The 14,744-nt window shown below is 47.1% G+C and carries 14 protein-coding genes, 6 tRNA genes, 1 rRNA gene and 1 pseudogene; 7 read left to right on the top strand and 15 right to left on the bottom strand.

The genetic code is table 11. From position 1 onward, the window contains the following. Positions 1 to 19 precede the first annotated feature (19 nt). Positions 20 to 190, top strand: coding sequence for a hypothetical protein (locus AC58UW_RS30910; protein WP_315956040.1), 171 nt, complete (start codon positions 20 to 22; stop codon positions 188 to 190). A gap of 77 nt (positions 191 to 267) precedes the next feature. Here the strand turns inward: AC58UW_RS30910 and AC58UW_RS30905 are convergent, their stop codons facing one another. Further along, entirely contained in the window at positions 268 to 534 is a 267-nt protein-coding gene (locus AC58UW_RS30905) for a zinc ribbon domain-containing protein (protein WP_497424383.1), read from the bottom strand. Between the two features lie 177 nt (positions 535 to 711). Here AC58UW_RS30905 and hprK point away from each other — a divergent pair. Both hprK and AC58UW_RS30895 read left to right on the top strand, forming a co-directional pair. After that, positions 712 to 1,620, top strand: a pseudogene (hprK, locus tag AC58UW_RS30900) (HPr(Ser) kinase/phosphatase). A 64-nt stretch (positions 1,621 to 1,684) separates the two neighbouring features. After that, on the top strand, positions 1,685 to 2,611 hold the full coding sequence (locus tag AC58UW_RS30895) for a hypothetical protein (RefSeq protein WP_497424382.1): 927 nt from the start codon (positions 1,685 to 1,687) through the stop codon (positions 2,609 to 2,611). 305 nt (positions 2,612 to 2,916) lie between these two features. Here AC58UW_RS30895 and AC58UW_RS30890 read toward each other — a convergent pair whose 3' ends face one another. The 6 genes from AC58UW_RS30890 to AC58UW_RS30865 all read right to left on the bottom strand — a co-directional run bounded on the left by AC58UW_RS30890 (position 2,917) and on the right by AC58UW_RS30865 (position 11,593). After that, positions 2,917 to 4,953, bottom strand: a complete 2,037-nt coding sequence (locus tag AC58UW_RS30890; protein ID WP_497424381.1) for a transglycosylase domain-containing protein — start codon at positions 4,951 to 4,953, stop codon at positions 2,917 to 2,919. Positions 4,954 to 5,117: 164 nt separating this feature from the next. Continuing rightward, positions 5,118 to 5,996: an aldo/keto reductase gene (locus tag AC58UW_RS30885; protein WP_497424380.1), complete on the bottom strand. Its 879-nt coding sequence runs from the start codon at positions 5,994 to 5,996 to the stop codon at positions 5,118 to 5,120. 138 nt (positions 5,997 to 6,134) lie between these two features. Further along, complete coding sequence (locus tag AC58UW_RS30880) at positions 6,135 to 7,796, bottom strand: thiamine pyrophosphate-binding protein (RefSeq protein WP_497424379.1); 1,662 nt, start codon at positions 7,794 to 7,796, stop codon at positions 6,135 to 6,137. A gap of 5 nt (positions 7,797 to 7,801) precedes the next feature. After that, positions 7,802 to 9,562, bottom strand: a complete 1,761-nt coding sequence (locus AC58UW_RS30875) for a sensor histidine kinase (RefSeq protein WP_497424378.1) — start codon at positions 9,560 to 9,562, stop codon at positions 7,802 to 7,804. 60 nt (positions 9,563 to 9,622) lie between these two features. Next, positions 9,623 to 10,513, bottom strand: a complete 891-nt coding sequence (locus tag AC58UW_RS30870) for a GGDEF domain-containing response regulator (RefSeq protein WP_497424377.1) — start codon at positions 10,511 to 10,513, stop codon at positions 9,623 to 9,625. A gap of 42 nt (positions 10,514 to 10,555) precedes the next feature. After that, a complete protein-coding gene (locus AC58UW_RS30865; RefSeq protein WP_497424376.1) occupies positions 10,556 to 11,593 on the bottom strand; it encodes an HD-GYP domain-containing protein in 1,038 nt (345 codons plus the stop codon). Positions 11,594 to 11,948: 355 nt separating this feature from the next. Between AC58UW_RS30865 and AC58UW_RS30860 the strand changes: the two genes are divergently transcribed. Further along, positions 11,949 to 12,509: a DUF1697 domain-containing protein gene (locus AC58UW_RS30860; RefSeq protein WP_497424375.1), complete on the top strand. Its 561-nt coding sequence runs from the start codon at positions 11,949 to 11,951 to the stop codon at positions 12,507 to 12,509. An 85-nt stretch (positions 12,510 to 12,594) separates the two neighbouring features. Here AC58UW_RS30860 and AC58UW_RS30855 read toward each other — a convergent pair. The 3 genes from AC58UW_RS30855 to AC58UW_RS30845 all read right to left on the bottom strand — a co-directional run bounded on the left by AC58UW_RS30855 (position 12,595) and on the right by AC58UW_RS30845 (position 12,855). Beyond that, positions 12,595 to 12,668, bottom strand: a tRNA-Pro gene (locus AC58UW_RS30855). Between the two features lie 27 nt (positions 12,669 to 12,695). Beyond that, a tRNA-Arg gene (locus AC58UW_RS30850) sits at positions 12,696 to 12,772 on the bottom strand. Positions 12,773 to 12,780: 8 nt separating this feature from the next. Next, positions 12,781 to 12,855 (bottom strand) — tRNA-Gly (locus AC58UW_RS30845). 150 nt (positions 12,856 to 13,005) lie between these two features. On the opposite strand from AC58UW_RS30845, the gene AC58UW_RS30840 reads away from it, so the two are divergent. From AC58UW_RS30840 to AC58UW_RS30830, 3 genes are read left to right on the top strand one after another with little or no spacing between them, the layout of a single operon-like run. Continuing rightward, positions 13,006 to 13,281: a hypothetical protein gene (locus AC58UW_RS30840; protein ID WP_497424374.1), complete on the top strand. Its 276-nt coding sequence runs from the start codon at positions 13,006 to 13,008 to the stop codon at positions 13,279 to 13,281. Further along, positions 13,278 to 13,607, top strand: a complete 330-nt coding sequence (locus AC58UW_RS30835) for a hypothetical protein (protein WP_497424421.1) — start codon at positions 13,278 to 13,280, stop codon at positions 13,605 to 13,607. Before AC58UW_RS30840 ends, AC58UW_RS30835 begins: the two co-directional genes overlap by 4 nt. After that, positions 13,577 to 13,708, top strand: coding sequence for a helix-turn-helix domain-containing protein (locus tag AC58UW_RS30830; protein ID WP_497424373.1), 132 nt, complete (start codon positions 13,577 to 13,579; stop codon positions 13,706 to 13,708). Before AC58UW_RS30835 ends, AC58UW_RS30830 begins: the two co-directional genes overlap by 31 nt. Before the next feature lie 19 nt (positions 13,709 to 13,727). Here the strand turns inward: AC58UW_RS30830 and AC58UW_RS30825 are convergent, their stop codons facing one another. The 5 genes from AC58UW_RS30825 to rrf all read right to left on the bottom strand — a co-directional run bounded on the left by AC58UW_RS30825 (position 13,728) and on the right by rrf (position 14,620). Continuing rightward, positions 13,728 to 14,012 (bottom strand): hypothetical protein, encoded by a 285-nt coding sequence (locus AC58UW_RS30825; protein WP_497424372.1) that lies wholly within the window; start codon positions 14,010 to 14,012, stop codon positions 13,728 to 13,730. A 175-nt stretch (positions 14,013 to 14,187) separates the two neighbouring features. Then, positions 14,188 to 14,267, bottom strand: a tRNA-Leu gene (locus tag AC58UW_RS30820). Between the two features lie 18 nt (positions 14,268 to 14,285). Next, positions 14,286 to 14,361, bottom strand: a tRNA-Lys gene (locus tag AC58UW_RS30815). Positions 14,362 to 14,372: 11 nt separating this feature from the next. Next, positions 14,373 to 14,449, bottom strand: a tRNA-Met gene (locus tag AC58UW_RS30810). A 54-nt stretch (positions 14,450 to 14,503) separates the two neighbouring features. Next, positions 14,504 to 14,620 (bottom strand): 5S ribosomal RNA (rrf, locus tag AC58UW_RS30805). Positions 14,621 to 14,744: the final 124 nt, after the last annotated feature.

Here is a 14,744-nt window from a genome sequence, read left to right as displayed (position 1 = left end):
TTGATGAGGTGGTTTTGAGATGTTAGCATTAAAAACGAGCTGTGAAAGAGAAGAAGTCGTTCAAACTTTATGTGACATGGGCTTGGATCAAATCGCAAGATGGATCATGGTATTGCCTGAAGACCGGTGGGAAGGCATGTTTCTCTCAACATGGCCAACACTTGCGAAAAAATGCGGCTACAACAGGTAAGCTGCTTTTACATAAACATACGAAATGACCATCATGGCCTACGCTCTATGCGCTTCTTGCATAGGGCGTCTTTTTCGTTATTTGTTCGCGGACCATCTTTGCAGCTTATGAATATTTCGTGTGAAAAGCCCTGTTAGGAAACGGGGAAATCCGAACTCCACCATCTTCTGTTTCACGATATCCTTCATCTGCTCAACCGTTAAATTAGGCTGTGTAAACTCGCCGTTGTGATAGCAATGACTGCAATACACCTTGCTCTTCGCTCCCGATTTCTCCGTTCCTCCACCTTGCTCATCCCGTGCTAGTGGCATACCGCAGCTTTGGCAGTTTTTATAAGCATCCATATGACTTACCTCCATATTAACTTCTTGCTTCTATCATACCAATGAAGCTTCCAAAAGCAATGCATATTTTGACACATTCTGTACTAAAATGACATATTCAAACGCTTTCATAGCAGGACTATCGCGGGTAGTAAGCGAATATTATGGAATTCGCATTTTATGAAGGAGGGACAGGTTGTGAAGCCCGTCACAGTGAAAGATTTAGTCGAGCGCTTCTCGCTCGAAGTACTTGCCGGACACTCGGAACTGCACCGTCCGATTACCAAAACGAAGGCGCATCGTCCTGGCCTTGAGTTTGTCGGTTACTTCGAATATTTCCCGCAAGAACACGTGCAGCTCTTAGGCCGAAAAGAAATTACTTATCTGCACTAGCTCACCGAAAATGAAAGAAATCTGCATATCGGTAATATTGTCAAATATCATCCACCTTGTTTTGTCGTAACGAGAAACCAGGAAGGCTTGAAATATTTAACGAAATATTGCGAAGAAGAACGTATTCCGCTTCTCCGTACAGCCGCGTCAACCAGTAAATTCCAGGATCTCGTTGACTTATATCTCAGCAAATCCTTGGCACAAGAGATTGCCATTCACGGCGTCTGCGTCAACGTATCCGGGATTGGCATTTTACTTCGTGGCAAATCCGGTGTTGGCAAAAGCGAAACCGCCCACACCTTGATCCGCCGAGGACACCGCCTCGTTGCCGATGATATCGTTGTGCTGAAAAAAATCAGCCCGGAGACCCTGCTGGGCACACACAACGGAAAGACGAAGGAATTCCTTGCGCTGCGCAGCATCGGGCTTATTAACGTATCGCGTCTCTATGGCCGCAAGGCGTTCCAAGATGAAACACGGATCGTGCTCGACATCGAGCTGACCAAGTGGCAGGAGCATACGCTCAACAACGATTTGGAGCTTGAGCCTGCTTTCACGGATTATATGGATATCCGAATTCCGCATATTGAAATCCAACTGCAGCCAGGACGCGACGTTGCCGGACTTGTTGAGGCTGCGGCTAACAGCTGGTATTTGCGCCAGCAGGGCTACAGTGCGGCTGAAGAGTTCATGCAGCGTCTGCAAAGCGACTAAAAAGCCCTGAGACCGTCCCAAAACACCCCCCTATGCCGAAAGGTGTTAGTGGAGGTGTTTTCTCATGCGCAAAAGATTACCATTTATTATTGTTTCTATCACGCTGGTGGCTTTGTTAGTTTGCGGGTGGACAGCCTATGCATCAACTTCGCCTAACTCAGCCATTTCTACTTCGGTGGGCGGCACGTTCAAATCTACGAGTACGGATGCCGTCACTGTAACTACAGACAGTGGGGACCAAACAGTGACTTTAGCTAAATCTGTGTGGGTTTTCAAAAATGATCAAAAAGCCCAGCTTACCGACTTGCATGCGGGAGATCAGATTGAATTAATCCTCAATAGCAAGCAGCAGGCTGCCTATGTCAAGGCAGTATCCACCGTTCCTACTGTGCCTGCGACATCCCCGGCTGCTTCTGCGACTCCGGAACCTACTCAGAGTCCGGCTGCAACGGAGGTACCGACATCCACTCCAACGCCTGTTACTCCAAAGCCGGAAGCTAGCACCAAGCCAGCCCAGCCGGATAATGACGTTTATCCAGACCTGCAGGGTATGGATCTTAACGTCGACGGGAAGCATTTCAAGCTGCACATGGGGCAATCCAAGGATGCTAAAGGAATGACATACGATCTAAGCATTAAGCCTGAAGATTCCGGTACGATTCACCTGAAAGGGGAGGAAGCTGCCCAGTGGATCCAGAAGCTGCTTTCTTCGATCGATCTCAAATCATCCGATGCTGAGCAGAAAATTGCAGGGCTGCTTGCCCAGCACTACAACTTGGACGCGAATAAATTGAATGTCCATATGAAAACCAAATGGGATCAGCAGCAGCAGCAACAACAGCAACAACAGCTGGCCCCAAAGAAATCGGATGACGATCTTGATGATAAGCGCAAAAATGAGCCTAAAAGCGGACCAAAAGCTAAAGACGATCACAACGATGAGCGTAAAAATGATGCGAAACCGCGTGGCAACAGCCATCACGACGACTAGAATAAGAAAGCCGCCAGTCTCCCATGGAGCTGGCGGCTTTTTCGGTATGAGCCTTCATATGAGAACCGATTGAGGTGCTGTGCCTCGAATCAAATAGATGGAAAAACTACCGCTAATCCACGCTGCTCAGTGGCAGGGAATGAAGTAGCGGTAGATACTCCATCTAAATTGCGAATCTGTAGGCGAAACCTGCTAGATCTAGTGAAATTAGCGGTAGAAACTGTAGTTACTTCACCAAAAGTGGATCAATCGCGGGGAATAGCAGGAGGAATCGGCGTTACCGTCAGTAGCAACTCAATGCAGTATTAGTCCCTCTCTTTTCCATGTCCGCGCTCGGGAGGCTTCCGATCCTCTGGTCCCTTATCTGGACCTCTGTCCGGCTTTTTATCTGGCCACTTCCCAGGCCCTCTACCGGGCTCCTTCTCGGGTTTATCCGTAGACGAAGATGTTTCCTCCGCCCCCACTATGGGCATATCAAACACCACAACAGGTGCTTGAGCTAGCGCCCGCGTCATCATCTCACGAAATAAAACAGCCGGCACAGCTCCGCCGGAAGTCGTTAAATAATGGGTCTTGTCCGTGCGGTCATAACCGACCCAAATGGCAGCCGTGAGCTCTGGTGTGTACCCCACGAACCAGGCATCCTTAGCGCTGCCGCTGCTAATCCCCTCGAACTCCTTGGTCTGCGGCAGCTGAGTGGTACCTGATTTCCCCGCAACGGGGCGGTTCATCGCAGCATTCTTCCCTGTGCCCTCCCTTACAGCGACTTGGAGCATCGATGTCATCGCATAGGCCGTCTCAGGCTTCATCACCTGCACGCCCTTTTGAGCAGCTTGTACGAGCAAATGGCCCGTGCTAGTTTCTATTTTCGTAATCGTGTGTGCTTCGTGAAAATCCCCTTTAGCGGCAAACGCGCTGAAGCCCTGTGCCATTTGGAGCGGTGAGACCCCCTCCGACAGTCCGCCTAGCGCGATGCCTAGTTGACGGTCCTGAGCGGGCAATGTGATGCCCAGCGATTTGGCAAATTGAAGCCCGCGATCAATGCCGACCTCATGAAGCAGCCACACAGCCGGCACATTCCAGGAAGAAACGATTGCCTCCTGCATCGTCACCTGCCCTCGCGATTGATGATCCCAATCTTGAGGCTGATACCCTTCAATGTTTAATGGCCCATCATACAGGGTTGAAAACGGCTTATAGCCTTGCTCCAGCGCAGGACCGTACACGGCAATCGGCTTAAAAGTCGATCCCGGCTGCCGTTTCAGCTGCGTAGCATGACTGAAACCCCGGAAGACGCTTTCCCCCCGCCCCCCTGCCAAAGCTCGGATACCGCCAGTCCGCTGGTCTACAATGACCGCGCCGCTCTGGATAAGCTGATCCGGCTTGCTTTCTGGGAAGAGACTGTCGTCCTTATAAACTTCCGTCACCGCGTTTTGCACAGTAGGTTCTAGCTCTGTTGTAATGCGTAAGCCTCCTGTTAATAGCTGCTCTTCCGTGAAGCCGTACACGCGAACAGCCTCATTAATGACCGCATCGACATATGCGGGGTATTTGCCTTTCAGATCATTGCTTTTATCTGACTTCACGACACCAATCGCTGCCGCCTTTGCGCTCTCGAACGCCTGCGGCGTGATCTTTCCTTCATCGCGCATTAATACCAGCACGGTGTTCCTGCGTTCTAGCGCATGCGCTTCGTCCTGAAAGGGCGAGTACCGGCTCGGCGCCTTAGGTAAAGCGGCAAGCACGGCTGCTTCTGGCAACGTTAAGTCTTGTACATTTTTATTAAAATAGGTCCTAGCCGCCCCTTGCACACCCCAGCTGCCTTCCCCAAAATAAATACTGTTCAAATACATCTCCAGAATTTCATCTTTGCTGTACGTCGTATCGATTTTGATCGCGTACGCGGCTTCGCGTAATTTTCTCCCCAGCGTTTTATCTGCATTGAGAAAAAGGTTCCGTGCCAGCTGCTGAGTAATTGTACTTGCACCTTCCGAATAGCTGCCTCGCACCACATCACGGGCTACCGCACGAAAAATAGACTTAAGATCGATGCCTGTATGCTCATAAAATCTTCGATCCTCTACGGCCACAACGGCATCCGTGAGCGCCTTAGGCATCTGCGATATCGGTACAGGGTCAATCTTAGAAGCAGACAGCTGCGCCGCCGCTTTGCCGTTCTTATCTAGCACAAGCGTTGCCTCAGGCAGCGGCTGATTTAATTTCGAAACATCGAGCCCGCGAATGTATGTATAACAAGCTGCGAATACAGCTACGCCGCCGGCTAAAAACATGGCTAGGCTTATTAGCCAGAACCTTTTACTTGTCCACAATCGTTTAACCATCTTACCTTCCCCCTTATGTTCGCTATAGGTATTCGTCCTCGGCCTAAAATTAGCGACGCATAAGTAAGTCCAATTCATGTCAATTTGCTAACGCGGCATGCTAAATATGCCTCAAAAAAACAAAAAACGCGCTCTCCCCCTACGGAGAAAACGCGTTTATTTACTTATGCGATCGAGGTTGGCGCTCCAAAAACAGAGGTATACCCGCTGAGCCCGCTCAAGATGCGCTCGGCCTCTTCATCTTTCATCGCACCATATCGCTCAACGGCTTCAACAATTTTCGGGAACAAATGAACGTCCCCTGCACTAGCGAACCCGCAAATTCCCGGGAACGATAGCACAAAATGCACACAAGCATCAATTACCTGCTGCTGGTCAAACGGCTCGTACCACGTCGCGTAAGGACGCTCCTGCCCTTCGGCCCATGGCCCCTTAGCGATGGCTTTAATGACTCGCACAGCCACCTGCTGCTTGCCGGCCTCTTCCATCAAAGCATCGAAAGCCTCGCGATACGGCGGCAAGCTGTACATATAATAGTTCAGCGGCAGCAGTACCGTAGCGAAAGGGAATCTATGTAACGCTTCCAAATGAACAGCAGGCGCATCATGCCCGTGTCCCGTAATGCCAATTTCCTTAACAATGCCTTCGGCTTTCGCTTCCAAAGCCGCTTCCAAGGCACCGCCCTTTTCTGTGCAGCGGTCCAGCTCTTCCATTGAACCCACGGCATGCAGCTGAAGCAAATCAACGGAATCCACTTTCATACGCTCCAAAGAACGATAAATCTCTTCCTTCGCTTCCTTTTTCGATCTTTGCCCTGTTTTCGTAGCTAGAAAAATATCTCCGCGCACCTGACTAATTGTAGGCCCCATGCGCACTTCAGCATCGCCATAACTGGCCGCTGTATCGAAATGGTTCACCCCATGCTGCAAGGCATAAGCAATTGACGCGTCCGCTTCCTCTTGCTTCACATTGCCAAGACTTGCGGCTCCAAACATAACGACTGAGCTTTCGTAATTCAAACGACCTATGGTTCGTTTCAACATGGATGAAGCGCCCCTTCCTTAGTGTTCTTGCTCCCTATAACCATATCATTTCCAGAACCAAGAATACAATATTCTTCCTCCTGCATGCAAAAAAGCTCTCGGATGCAAGCATCCAAGAGCTTAAATCAGCAACTCCAATTAATACGTTGCTCCTTGCAGAAACTTCACTCTCTCCCCCATAGGAGGAATTTCGTTCCCGTCCACGATAACTTCTATAACCACTGGTTCCCCATGTGATAGCCACTCGGTCACATGTTCACTCTGCAATTGATCGAGCGATGTAATCTCAGCATGACGCAGTCCAAGGGATCGGGCAATTCCTGCGATGCTTACGCGCTCTTGCGAGAAATCATCGAGGCATCGTTTGTATTGCAGCATGTGCCCATGATAGACCATTCCCAATCGGGCATTATTGATGACAACAAAAAGGATCGGAAGCTGATACTCCTTCGCTGTCAGCACTTCTAAGCCATGCATGAAGAAGCAGCCGTCGCCTGTCATACAAATCGTTGGCCTGTTCGGCTCTGCTAGCTGAGCGCCGAGAACTCCGCCTAGACCGGAGCCCATGCCTCCGAAATTGATATCGATATCGAACTCTTGTCCGCTTTCGATCAACACATTTTGAATCGAGTAGGTCATGAATTCTCCGATATCTAGAAAGAAGCGTGCATTCTTCGGTGCCGCAGCACTTAGTCCGCGAATGGCAGACCGCGTATTCCACTTCTCCTCGCCAGGCTCGGCAGCTGCTGCAGCCTCTGCCAAACCAGCGAATGCATCGCTGACAGCTGCTTCATCCTTCTGTCCATCTTCCGACAGCTGTTCAAGCAGCTCCGCGATAACCAGCTTGATTTCCCCGTGCACCGGGTAATGGGTCTCATACACTTTCCCCAGCTCACTAGCGTCATAATCGATGTGAATCAGCTCGCGGCCTGTAACCAAACGCGGCTCCCAGTTGCTTGTCGCCAGCTCGCCAAGGCTTGACCCAATGATAAGCAGCACTTCGTGGGTGCCGCCATTCAAATATTCGCTTGCCTTCCAGTTGGCTGAAAGGCCATATCCCCCTAGGGACAGCGGGTGATCCTCAGGGAATGCTCCCTTACCCCGTGGCGTGGTCGCAACGCCCCAACCAAGCGTTTCAGCAAATTGCACGATGCTGTCCGAAGCCGCCTTTGCCCCATTTCCGAGCAAAATAGCTCCCCGAGAGCCGGCTGCTTTTATTCGCTGCGCAGCCGCCTGGGCAGCCGCCAAATCTATAACGGGCTGCTGCAAAGCAGGCAGCACCGGGAGCTCTCTCTCTCCGATATCCTTCATTTGAATGTCAATCGGAATCGCTAGATGAACAGGCCCCGGCACACCGCTAATCGCTGTGTGATACGCTTCTGCCAGAATCTCCGGCAGCTCATGTGGATCAAGCACCGTCCTGCTCATCTTCGTGATCGAAGCAAAGATTGGCTCCGCGTACAACTCCTGCGCGCCGCCCTTGCCTAGCTTGGTCGATGGAACAGAACCCGTTATGAAAATAACGGGCAGCTTCTGTTTCCAAGCATTCGCAGCCGGCGTTACCAGATTCGTCGCTCCTGGACCGCTCGAAGCTACACAAAGCGATGGAACACCGGTAATCCTCGTATAAGAACCCGCCATATAACCGGAGCTGTTCTCATGCTTGGCTACAATCGGCTTAAGCTCGGGGATATCCAGCAGGGCGTCATAAATAGCATTGATAGAGCCCGCTGGAATACCGAATACATACTTTACTCCTTGCTGCACAAGAAATCTCAATCCTACTTCAATCGCCCGCATCTTCGTTACTCCTTTCCAATGGGTAATGTAAATTTAAATGCCGAACCTTGACCTTCATTGCTATCGAACCAAATGCGGCCGCCGTGCAGCTCTATCAGCTGTTTCGAAATCGCAAGTCCAAGGCCTGTCCCATTGATTTGATTATTCGCCTGATAGAACTTGGTAAAGATATTTTTCTGCTTCTCAAAAGGAATCCCTATCCCGTTGTCCTGTACTTCAACAGTGAGTAAGCTATCCTCGAATTTCGTTTTTATTGTAATTACACCCAGGGGAGGCGTAAATTTAATGGCATTGGAAAGTAAATTAAGCAGAATTTGCAGAATGCGCTGTTTATCAACTCTGACGACTGTATCTTTATCCACTTCGGTCTCAACGACTAGGATCAATTTCTTTTTATTAATAAGCGACTGTACGATATGGACAGATTCCTTAACAATTTCATTGAAGTCTGCTTCGGTGTAAAGCAACTCAAATTTCCCATTTTCCATTTTGGCAAAATCGAGTAATTCATTCACTTGATCAAGCAATCGGTCGATTGACTTAGCCGCAATATCCAGTAAATCCTTCTGCGAATCGTTGAGATCGCCGAGAATGCCTTTTCCAAGAATATCCACAGATCCTTTGACCGCTGTAATCGGTGTACGCAGCTCATGCGACAGTGTCGCTATGAAATCACTTTTAAGCTCGTTCAAATGCTCCAATTCCCGCACTAGACCTTCTAACTTGAAGTTAGCTTGTTGGAGCTCTATGGATCGCTCATGCACGGAATGGTCCAGTGTTTCGGTGTGCTGCGCATTGGACAAGGCTGTTGCCGTCGCATCCGAAATGGATTGGCAGAATTCCAAAATGCTAGCTTCATACTTCCGCTGCTTACCGATCGATGGGATCGCAACGACGCCGTACACGGAGCCTTTGGCTACAAGCGGGAATACCATGATACTTTTGATATCAAAGGAAACGAAAGCTTTATGATTAGGCCGTGGATCTGCATAAACATCCTCGATTGCTGCCGCTTTTTTCTCAGTGATGACTTCATACAACAGCCGGTCGTTTTCAATCGTTAATTTGACCTCACGATGCTTCACCTTCCATTCATCCATCGTCACGTTCTCTGAGGATAACTGATAAGGCTCAATCGTATGTTCTTTTTCATTGTAGAGATGAATCCCAATATCTTTCGATCCGCTCGCTTTGCGCATATAGTAGAAAAACGTGTTAAGTACATCTTTAACGGATAACGATTCTGATAAGGCTTTCGTCGCATCGAGAAGAAGCTGTTGCTTCTCCATAAGCAGATGGCGCTGCTCAAACATCCGGATATTGCGAATGGCCACACTTGCCATGTTGACAAAGGCTTCTGTGACTTCCAACTGCTCTGGTGTAATATTCATTGGTTTACCGAAGTCATGGACGAATACTAGACCAAATACTTCATTATCGACGATGACGGGAATCCCGAGGATGGATTTAATTTTCAGCAATTGTCTTTTGGACTGATCCAAACGCAGATCTACACTCGTATCAGAGATGTAGTCGCTGGCTTGATTTCGCAAAATATCCCTAACAAACTCGTCCTCTTTCGGATCAATTAACAATTCTGTAATATCAACAGGTAATTTATTGCCTTTATATCCTTTGAACGTCCCGTCGGGCTGCTTCAGAAAAAAGCCAACCAGATCTGCTTGCGTAATCTCTCCGGCGATCGCATCAACGAAAACCTGCAATATTTCTGACAGCTCAAATTGCGAATTTATAACTTTTGTCATCTGAAACAATTTCTGAAAACTCATAAGCTCCATGACCATGCTTTCCTCATTCTCCTTTGTCTAGCGAATCTTTATTTGATGTCTTCCACTGTTTTTGGCTCCGAGTAGTGCAGCATCTGCTTGTGAAATAATTTGCTCAAAACAGGTAGGATCGAAATTATTGGTTAATCCAATACTTACGGAAAACTCTTGCATCTTATTAGGTGCCAGGCTGACCTTTAAGCTATCTACTTCCTTAATAATGCTGTTGGCTATCTCAACACAATTGTCTTCACTCTGGAGCAATACCAAGTACTCATCTCCGCCATATCGAAACGCTAAGTCATGATCGCTTGAAACTTTGGACTGGATGATTGCAGCAACTTCCCGCAGTACCTGATCGCCAACCAGATGGCCGAAATTATCGTTAATATCTTTAAAATAGTCCATATCCACCATCATAGCAGCCTGGAATTTCTTAGTTCCCTCACTGATCATGCGGATCGTAATATCTAGATAAGCTCGATTATATAGACCGGTTAATGCGTCCACGTAGACCAACTTGGCAAGCTGTTTATTGTCTTTCTTCAGGTTCTTGATCTTAGCTTTTTGATGGAGCGCGATCTCAACTTTCCGTTCCAGCACATCCAGATCAAAAGGCTTCGTCAAATAATCAACTGCTCCTAGACGTAGTCCTTGTAAAATGTCTTCTTTCTGCGCATTGGCCGATAAGAAAATAATAGGTGTATCAAAGTCAACTTCTGCAATCAAGCTTTTACATATTTCAAACCCTGTAATTTCTGGCATCATCACGTCAAGCAAAATCAGATCAGGCATGACTTCTTTGACCATCGCCTGGGCCTCTGTCCCATCTTCGACAGTAAAAATTTCATAGTGTAACGAATTCAAAAATATACGTAGTATATTTAAGTTATGAGGTTCATCATCGATGATAAGAATACGACCGCTCATTCATTTATCCCATCTTTCATTACGATAATAGTTTTGACTTAACTAACCATTCATTTGCATTTGCTCATCGATGATGCTTAAGAAGATCCGTACTAATTTCTCATCAAATTGTTTACCCGCATGTGTAAGCAGCTGTTCTCTTACCTCATGAACATGAAGCGAATTCCGGTAAACTCTTGTGGATGTCATCGCGTCGAACGCATCGGCAATACTTACAATCCGTACCAGATAAGGAATATCCGATCCGCTTAATTGATCTGGGTAGCCCCGCCCATCCATCCGCTCATGATGCCACCTTACCATCGGCAATAGATGTTCAACATCCTGCAGTTCCTTCAGCAATTCAAATCCGATCACGGGATGTTGGCGAATGACATTAAACTCTTCGTCCGTTAAACGGCCCGGCTTCATGAGAATATGATCAGGGATAGCTAGTTTCCCCACATCGTGAAGCAAAGCTCCCAGTTTCAAAGTTTCCAACTCGGCTTCGCTGACCCCGGCCTTCGCACCAAGCAGCGTAGAATAGAAAGCAACATTATAGCAATGATCAACTGTGAAGCTGTCTTTCACCCTTAATGTGTTAAAAAGACTTTCGTAAGCCTGCTGCTTTAACACTTGCTTGCGGAATTGAATCTTTTTAATCAATTGCTCCATATGTAGCTTGATGAGATTGCACAATTGCAATTGATCATCTTTCAACTGAGTATCCGAAGGAAATGAGAATAATAGGGCACCGTACGAAGGGCCGTGCTTTATGTGGAATCCATAGATACATTGGTATCTGGATTTTAAAAGGTATTCTCGAAGCATTCCATCTGCCTCATATACCGACAAACGTGAACCTTCTGGCATTTGGGAAAAAAACTGTGTTTGGAGGACTATGTACTTTAACTGTTCCATGACTGCTGTACTAATATTTACGGAATAAGAAGCAGGGGTAATCTGATGTTTCTCATCCATTAGAAAAAGAGAGATATGTTCACAGCCTATTGATTTTTTGGCGATATCGTTCAATTGGCCGATCGATTCGAAGATGGAATCAGAATTTATCACATTCTTGAAAAACAATGAATTCTGCATAGATGTTACCTCTTATTCTTCTCAAGTAGACTGCCCCGACAATTTAATTAGTACTAGTTCTTCTTGTTAAGGAGAATCTCCTCTATTATAAATAATTTTTTCCATAATTTTAATATTTTTTTACTAGAATAGTTATAATTTCACACATTTTGAGCATTTGTGCGAGACACATTCGTCGATTCTTGTCACAGCGGACATGGAGCCATCTAGCAAAGCATATGGGTCTTTCGACACATGTTGACACTAACCTCCATTATCTAACGTGTAACAACACTTTTTCTATGGTAAAGTATGGATATTAAGGGAATGGCATTGGTGTATAATAAGTGTATATTAAGAGAGAGAAGTGAACTGGATGGCGATCTATATCGCATTATTACGAGGCATTAATGTAGGCGGGAAAAACATCATCAAAATGGCCGAGCTCAGAAAAACATTGGAACAACTTGGGTTGCTTCGTGTTCAGACCTATATTCAGAGCGGCAATGTATTGTTCGAATCGGATGACAATGAAGAATCGTTGCGCAAACGGATTGAAAATGAAATTGAGGCTGTCTTTCATATATCTTTAGCCGTGATTTTGAGAACAGCGGAGGAATTAAATCTCGTAGCCGCAAATTGCCCGTACACCGCAGACGAAATTGCCGAAGCGGAGTCTATGTCCGATGCCGAAAGTCTTTACGTAGCTTTCCTGCCTAGAGAGCCATCTAAAGAAAGCTTAGCGCGACTTGAAGTGTTCCAAACGGAGGATGACCAGCTACGAACAAAAGGAAGAGAAATCTATCTGCTGTACCAACACAGTATTCTAAAATCCAAGCTTGCCAATAACCTTCCGAAGCTCGATGTTCCTGCTACCGTGCGAAATTGGAAAACGCTAAGTAAGCTTGTTACTTTAGCCAATGCAATGACGGACTGACTCCACTCTGCCATCGTACAGACAACATGAAAAGAAGCATAATCTCCCAGTCTATCTACTGATTGATTATACTTCTTTTTTGGGATCGGGACGACACGATTTGAACATGCGACCCCCTGCTCCCAAAGCAGGTGCTCTACCAAGCTGAGCTACGTCCCGACATATTATGTATGATGTAAGTAAAAATGGCGCGCCCTGAGAGATTCGAACTCCCGACCTTTTGATTCGTAGTCAAATACTCTATCCAGCTGAGCTAAGGGCGCTTATAAAATGGAGCGGAAGACGGGGATCGAACCCGCGACCCTCGCCTTGGCAAGGCGATGCTCTACCGCTGAGCCACTTCCGCAAACAGGTATTTCATGTCGCTCTTTTTAAGCGACAAGTAGTAATATAACAGGATTCTTAACAAAAAGCAAACAAATTGTTTAATTATATATAGCCAGTTTTTACCTGGTAGTTTAGGAATAGAACTCACCATACCGAGAGGAGGGACTACGTGGTTGCATCATTTTTTGATCAGAACTTCAAGATCGAACAAGGTATCCTCATCGAAGAAAAGCTGGCTGTATACACGGAGCATGAATTTCATATGCATACCGCACTAGAAGTCAGTATAGCACTTGATAGCACTATGAAATATCCGATTGGCAACGAGTGGTATTATGCTGATCCTGAGGATATCCTTCTGCTGCGTCCGTTCGAACCTTCTCTCTCGATTATGTTGCTTTCATCCCGAATGGATACAGCCTGCTTGTCCCTTTCTTTACGATGAACACATCACAGGTAATCCCTGCAGCCTCACCACACGCTATGTCCATCATGCGGCTTGCTTTGGAGGCTCTGCAGGAAAAGAAGCAAGCTCAGCCAGGCTGGAAGCTGCAGCAGAAGGCGCTATTCATTCAAATTCTTGTGCAAATTCATAGATACTACCATTCTTTAGAGCAATCGTTCGGAGCTCCCTCCCTATCTGGCGTCATAACAGCCATAGAGCATATCTTGACCCACTTGGCTCGACCCACAATGAATTTATCATTCGGCTTCGCCTTCAGTATGCAGCCCATATGTAGATGCATTCGCAAGATTCCAACACAGATATAGCACATGCTTGCGGCTTCAGTACACCTAGCTATTTCAACGAAGTCTTCAAGGAGCATCTGGGAATGACGCCAAGCGTTTACCGCAAGCTGGCAGCAACATAACGCTTTCTCACAGCTGGTTTTATTCTTTAGCGTATCCAGACAAAAGGACACGATCCTCTAACCGTTTGCCCGACCGGGCGTACCGGCAGCTTGCCGCCGCGACTTGGAAGGCATATGCGCGTCTGGGCTTATCCGTATGATTCTTCTTTCTGTGAGTCCCTCTTTCGTTAGCGAGAGCAGCATTCTCCTCATTGATGGCACCTACCGTTTCTTTTGTTAGAAAGCCTGGAGCATAAAAGAAACCATCCCTATAAAACTGCTCGACCATCTCCTGCGTTAATACAAACTTTGTTACTGGTACCATTTGCCTCAACCTCCTTTGTGGATATGACTTTATTGTAGATAAAATGGCGTATAATTACTTGCAATCAGCAAGGTGAATACTAGCAATTTTGTTCACTTCTATTCAAATTTCCTTGAAAGATGCACAAAAGCAAAAAGGATTAAGTTAGTGATAACTTAATCCTTTTTGCTAGGTATGCGCGTAGAGGGACTTGAACCCCCACGGTCGCCCGCTAGATCCTAAGTCTAGTGCGTCTGCCAATTCCGCCATACGCGCACGCTGTAAATAAGGCAATGGTGAGTCATGTAGGATTCGAACCTACGACACCCTGATTAAAAGTCAGGTGCTCTACCAACTGAGCTAATGACTCATAATAATTATTGGTTGCGGGGGCAGGATTTGAACCTGCGGCCTTCGGGTTATGAGCCCGACGAGCTACCGGGCTGCTCCACCCCGCGTCATTGTAGGCTTTCGCCTCAAAACTTTGTTATAAACACCCCAATAGGGGTACTGCTTGGCAACGTTCTACTCTCCCAGAACCCTGCGGTTCAAGTACCATCGACGCTGGAGGGCTTAACGGTCGTGTTCGAGATGGGAACGTGTGGGTCCCCTCCGCCATCATCACCAAACAGTCAAAGCGTGGTTTGCGCCTTGAAAACTAGATACGAAACTTGCGTAAAGAATATTTGTCATCTCCGCTAGACGGAGCGACTAGCTGCTTAGTCAGCTGTTTTGGTTAAGCCCTCGACCGAT

This window comes from Paenibacillus sp. J22R160, assembly GCF_059692135.1.
This window is presented reverse-complemented; position numbering and strand designations above follow the sequence as displayed.

Coding starts and splice junctions, on each gene's coding strand:
- AC58UW_RS30910 (WP_315956040.1), top strand. CDS start 20: ATGTTAGCATTAAAAACGAGCTGTGAAAGAGAAGAAGTCGTTCAAACT.
- AC58UW_RS30905 (WP_497424383.1), bottom strand. CDS start 534: ATGGATGCTTATAAAAACTGCCAAAGCTGCGGTATGCCACTAGCACGG.
- AC58UW_RS30895 (WP_497424382.1), top strand. CDS start 1,685: ATGCGCAAAAGATTACCATTTATTATTGTTTCTATCACGCTGGTGGCT.
- AC58UW_RS30890 (WP_497424381.1), bottom strand. CDS start 4,953: ATGGTTAAACGATTGTGGACAAGTAAAAGGTTCTGGCTAATAAGCCTA.
- AC58UW_RS30885 (WP_497424380.1), bottom strand. CDS start 5,996: ATGTTGAAACGAACCATAGGTCGTTTGAATTACGAAAGCTCAGTCGTT.
- AC58UW_RS30880 (WP_497424379.1), bottom strand. CDS start 7,796: ATGCGGGCGATTGAAGTAGGATTGAGATTTCTTGTGCAGCAAGGAGTA.
- AC58UW_RS30875 (WP_497424378.1), bottom strand. CDS start 9,562: ATGACAAAAGTTATAAATTCGCAATTTGAGCTGTCAGAAATATTGCAG.
- AC58UW_RS30870 (WP_497424377.1), bottom strand. CDS start 10,513: ATGAGCGGTCGTATTCTTATCATCGATGATGAACCTCATAACTTAAAT.
- AC58UW_RS30865 (WP_497424376.1), bottom strand. CDS start 11,593: ATGCAGAATTCATTGTTTTTCAAGAATGTGATAAATTCTGATTCCATC.
- AC58UW_RS30860 (WP_497424375.1), top strand. CDS start 11,949: ATGGCGATCTATATCGCATTATTACGAGGCATTAATGTAGGCGGGAAA.
- AC58UW_RS30835 (WP_497424421.1), top strand. CDS start 13,278: ATGAACACATCACAGGTAATCCCTGCAGCCTCACCACACGCTATGTCC.
- AC58UW_RS30830 (WP_497424373.1), top strand. CDS start 13,577: ATGCATTCGCAAGATTCCAACACAGATATAGCACATGCTTGCGGCTTC.
- AC58UW_RS30825 (WP_497424372.1), bottom strand. CDS start 14,012: ATGGTACCAGTAACAAAGTTTGTATTAACGCAGGAGATGGTCGAGCAG.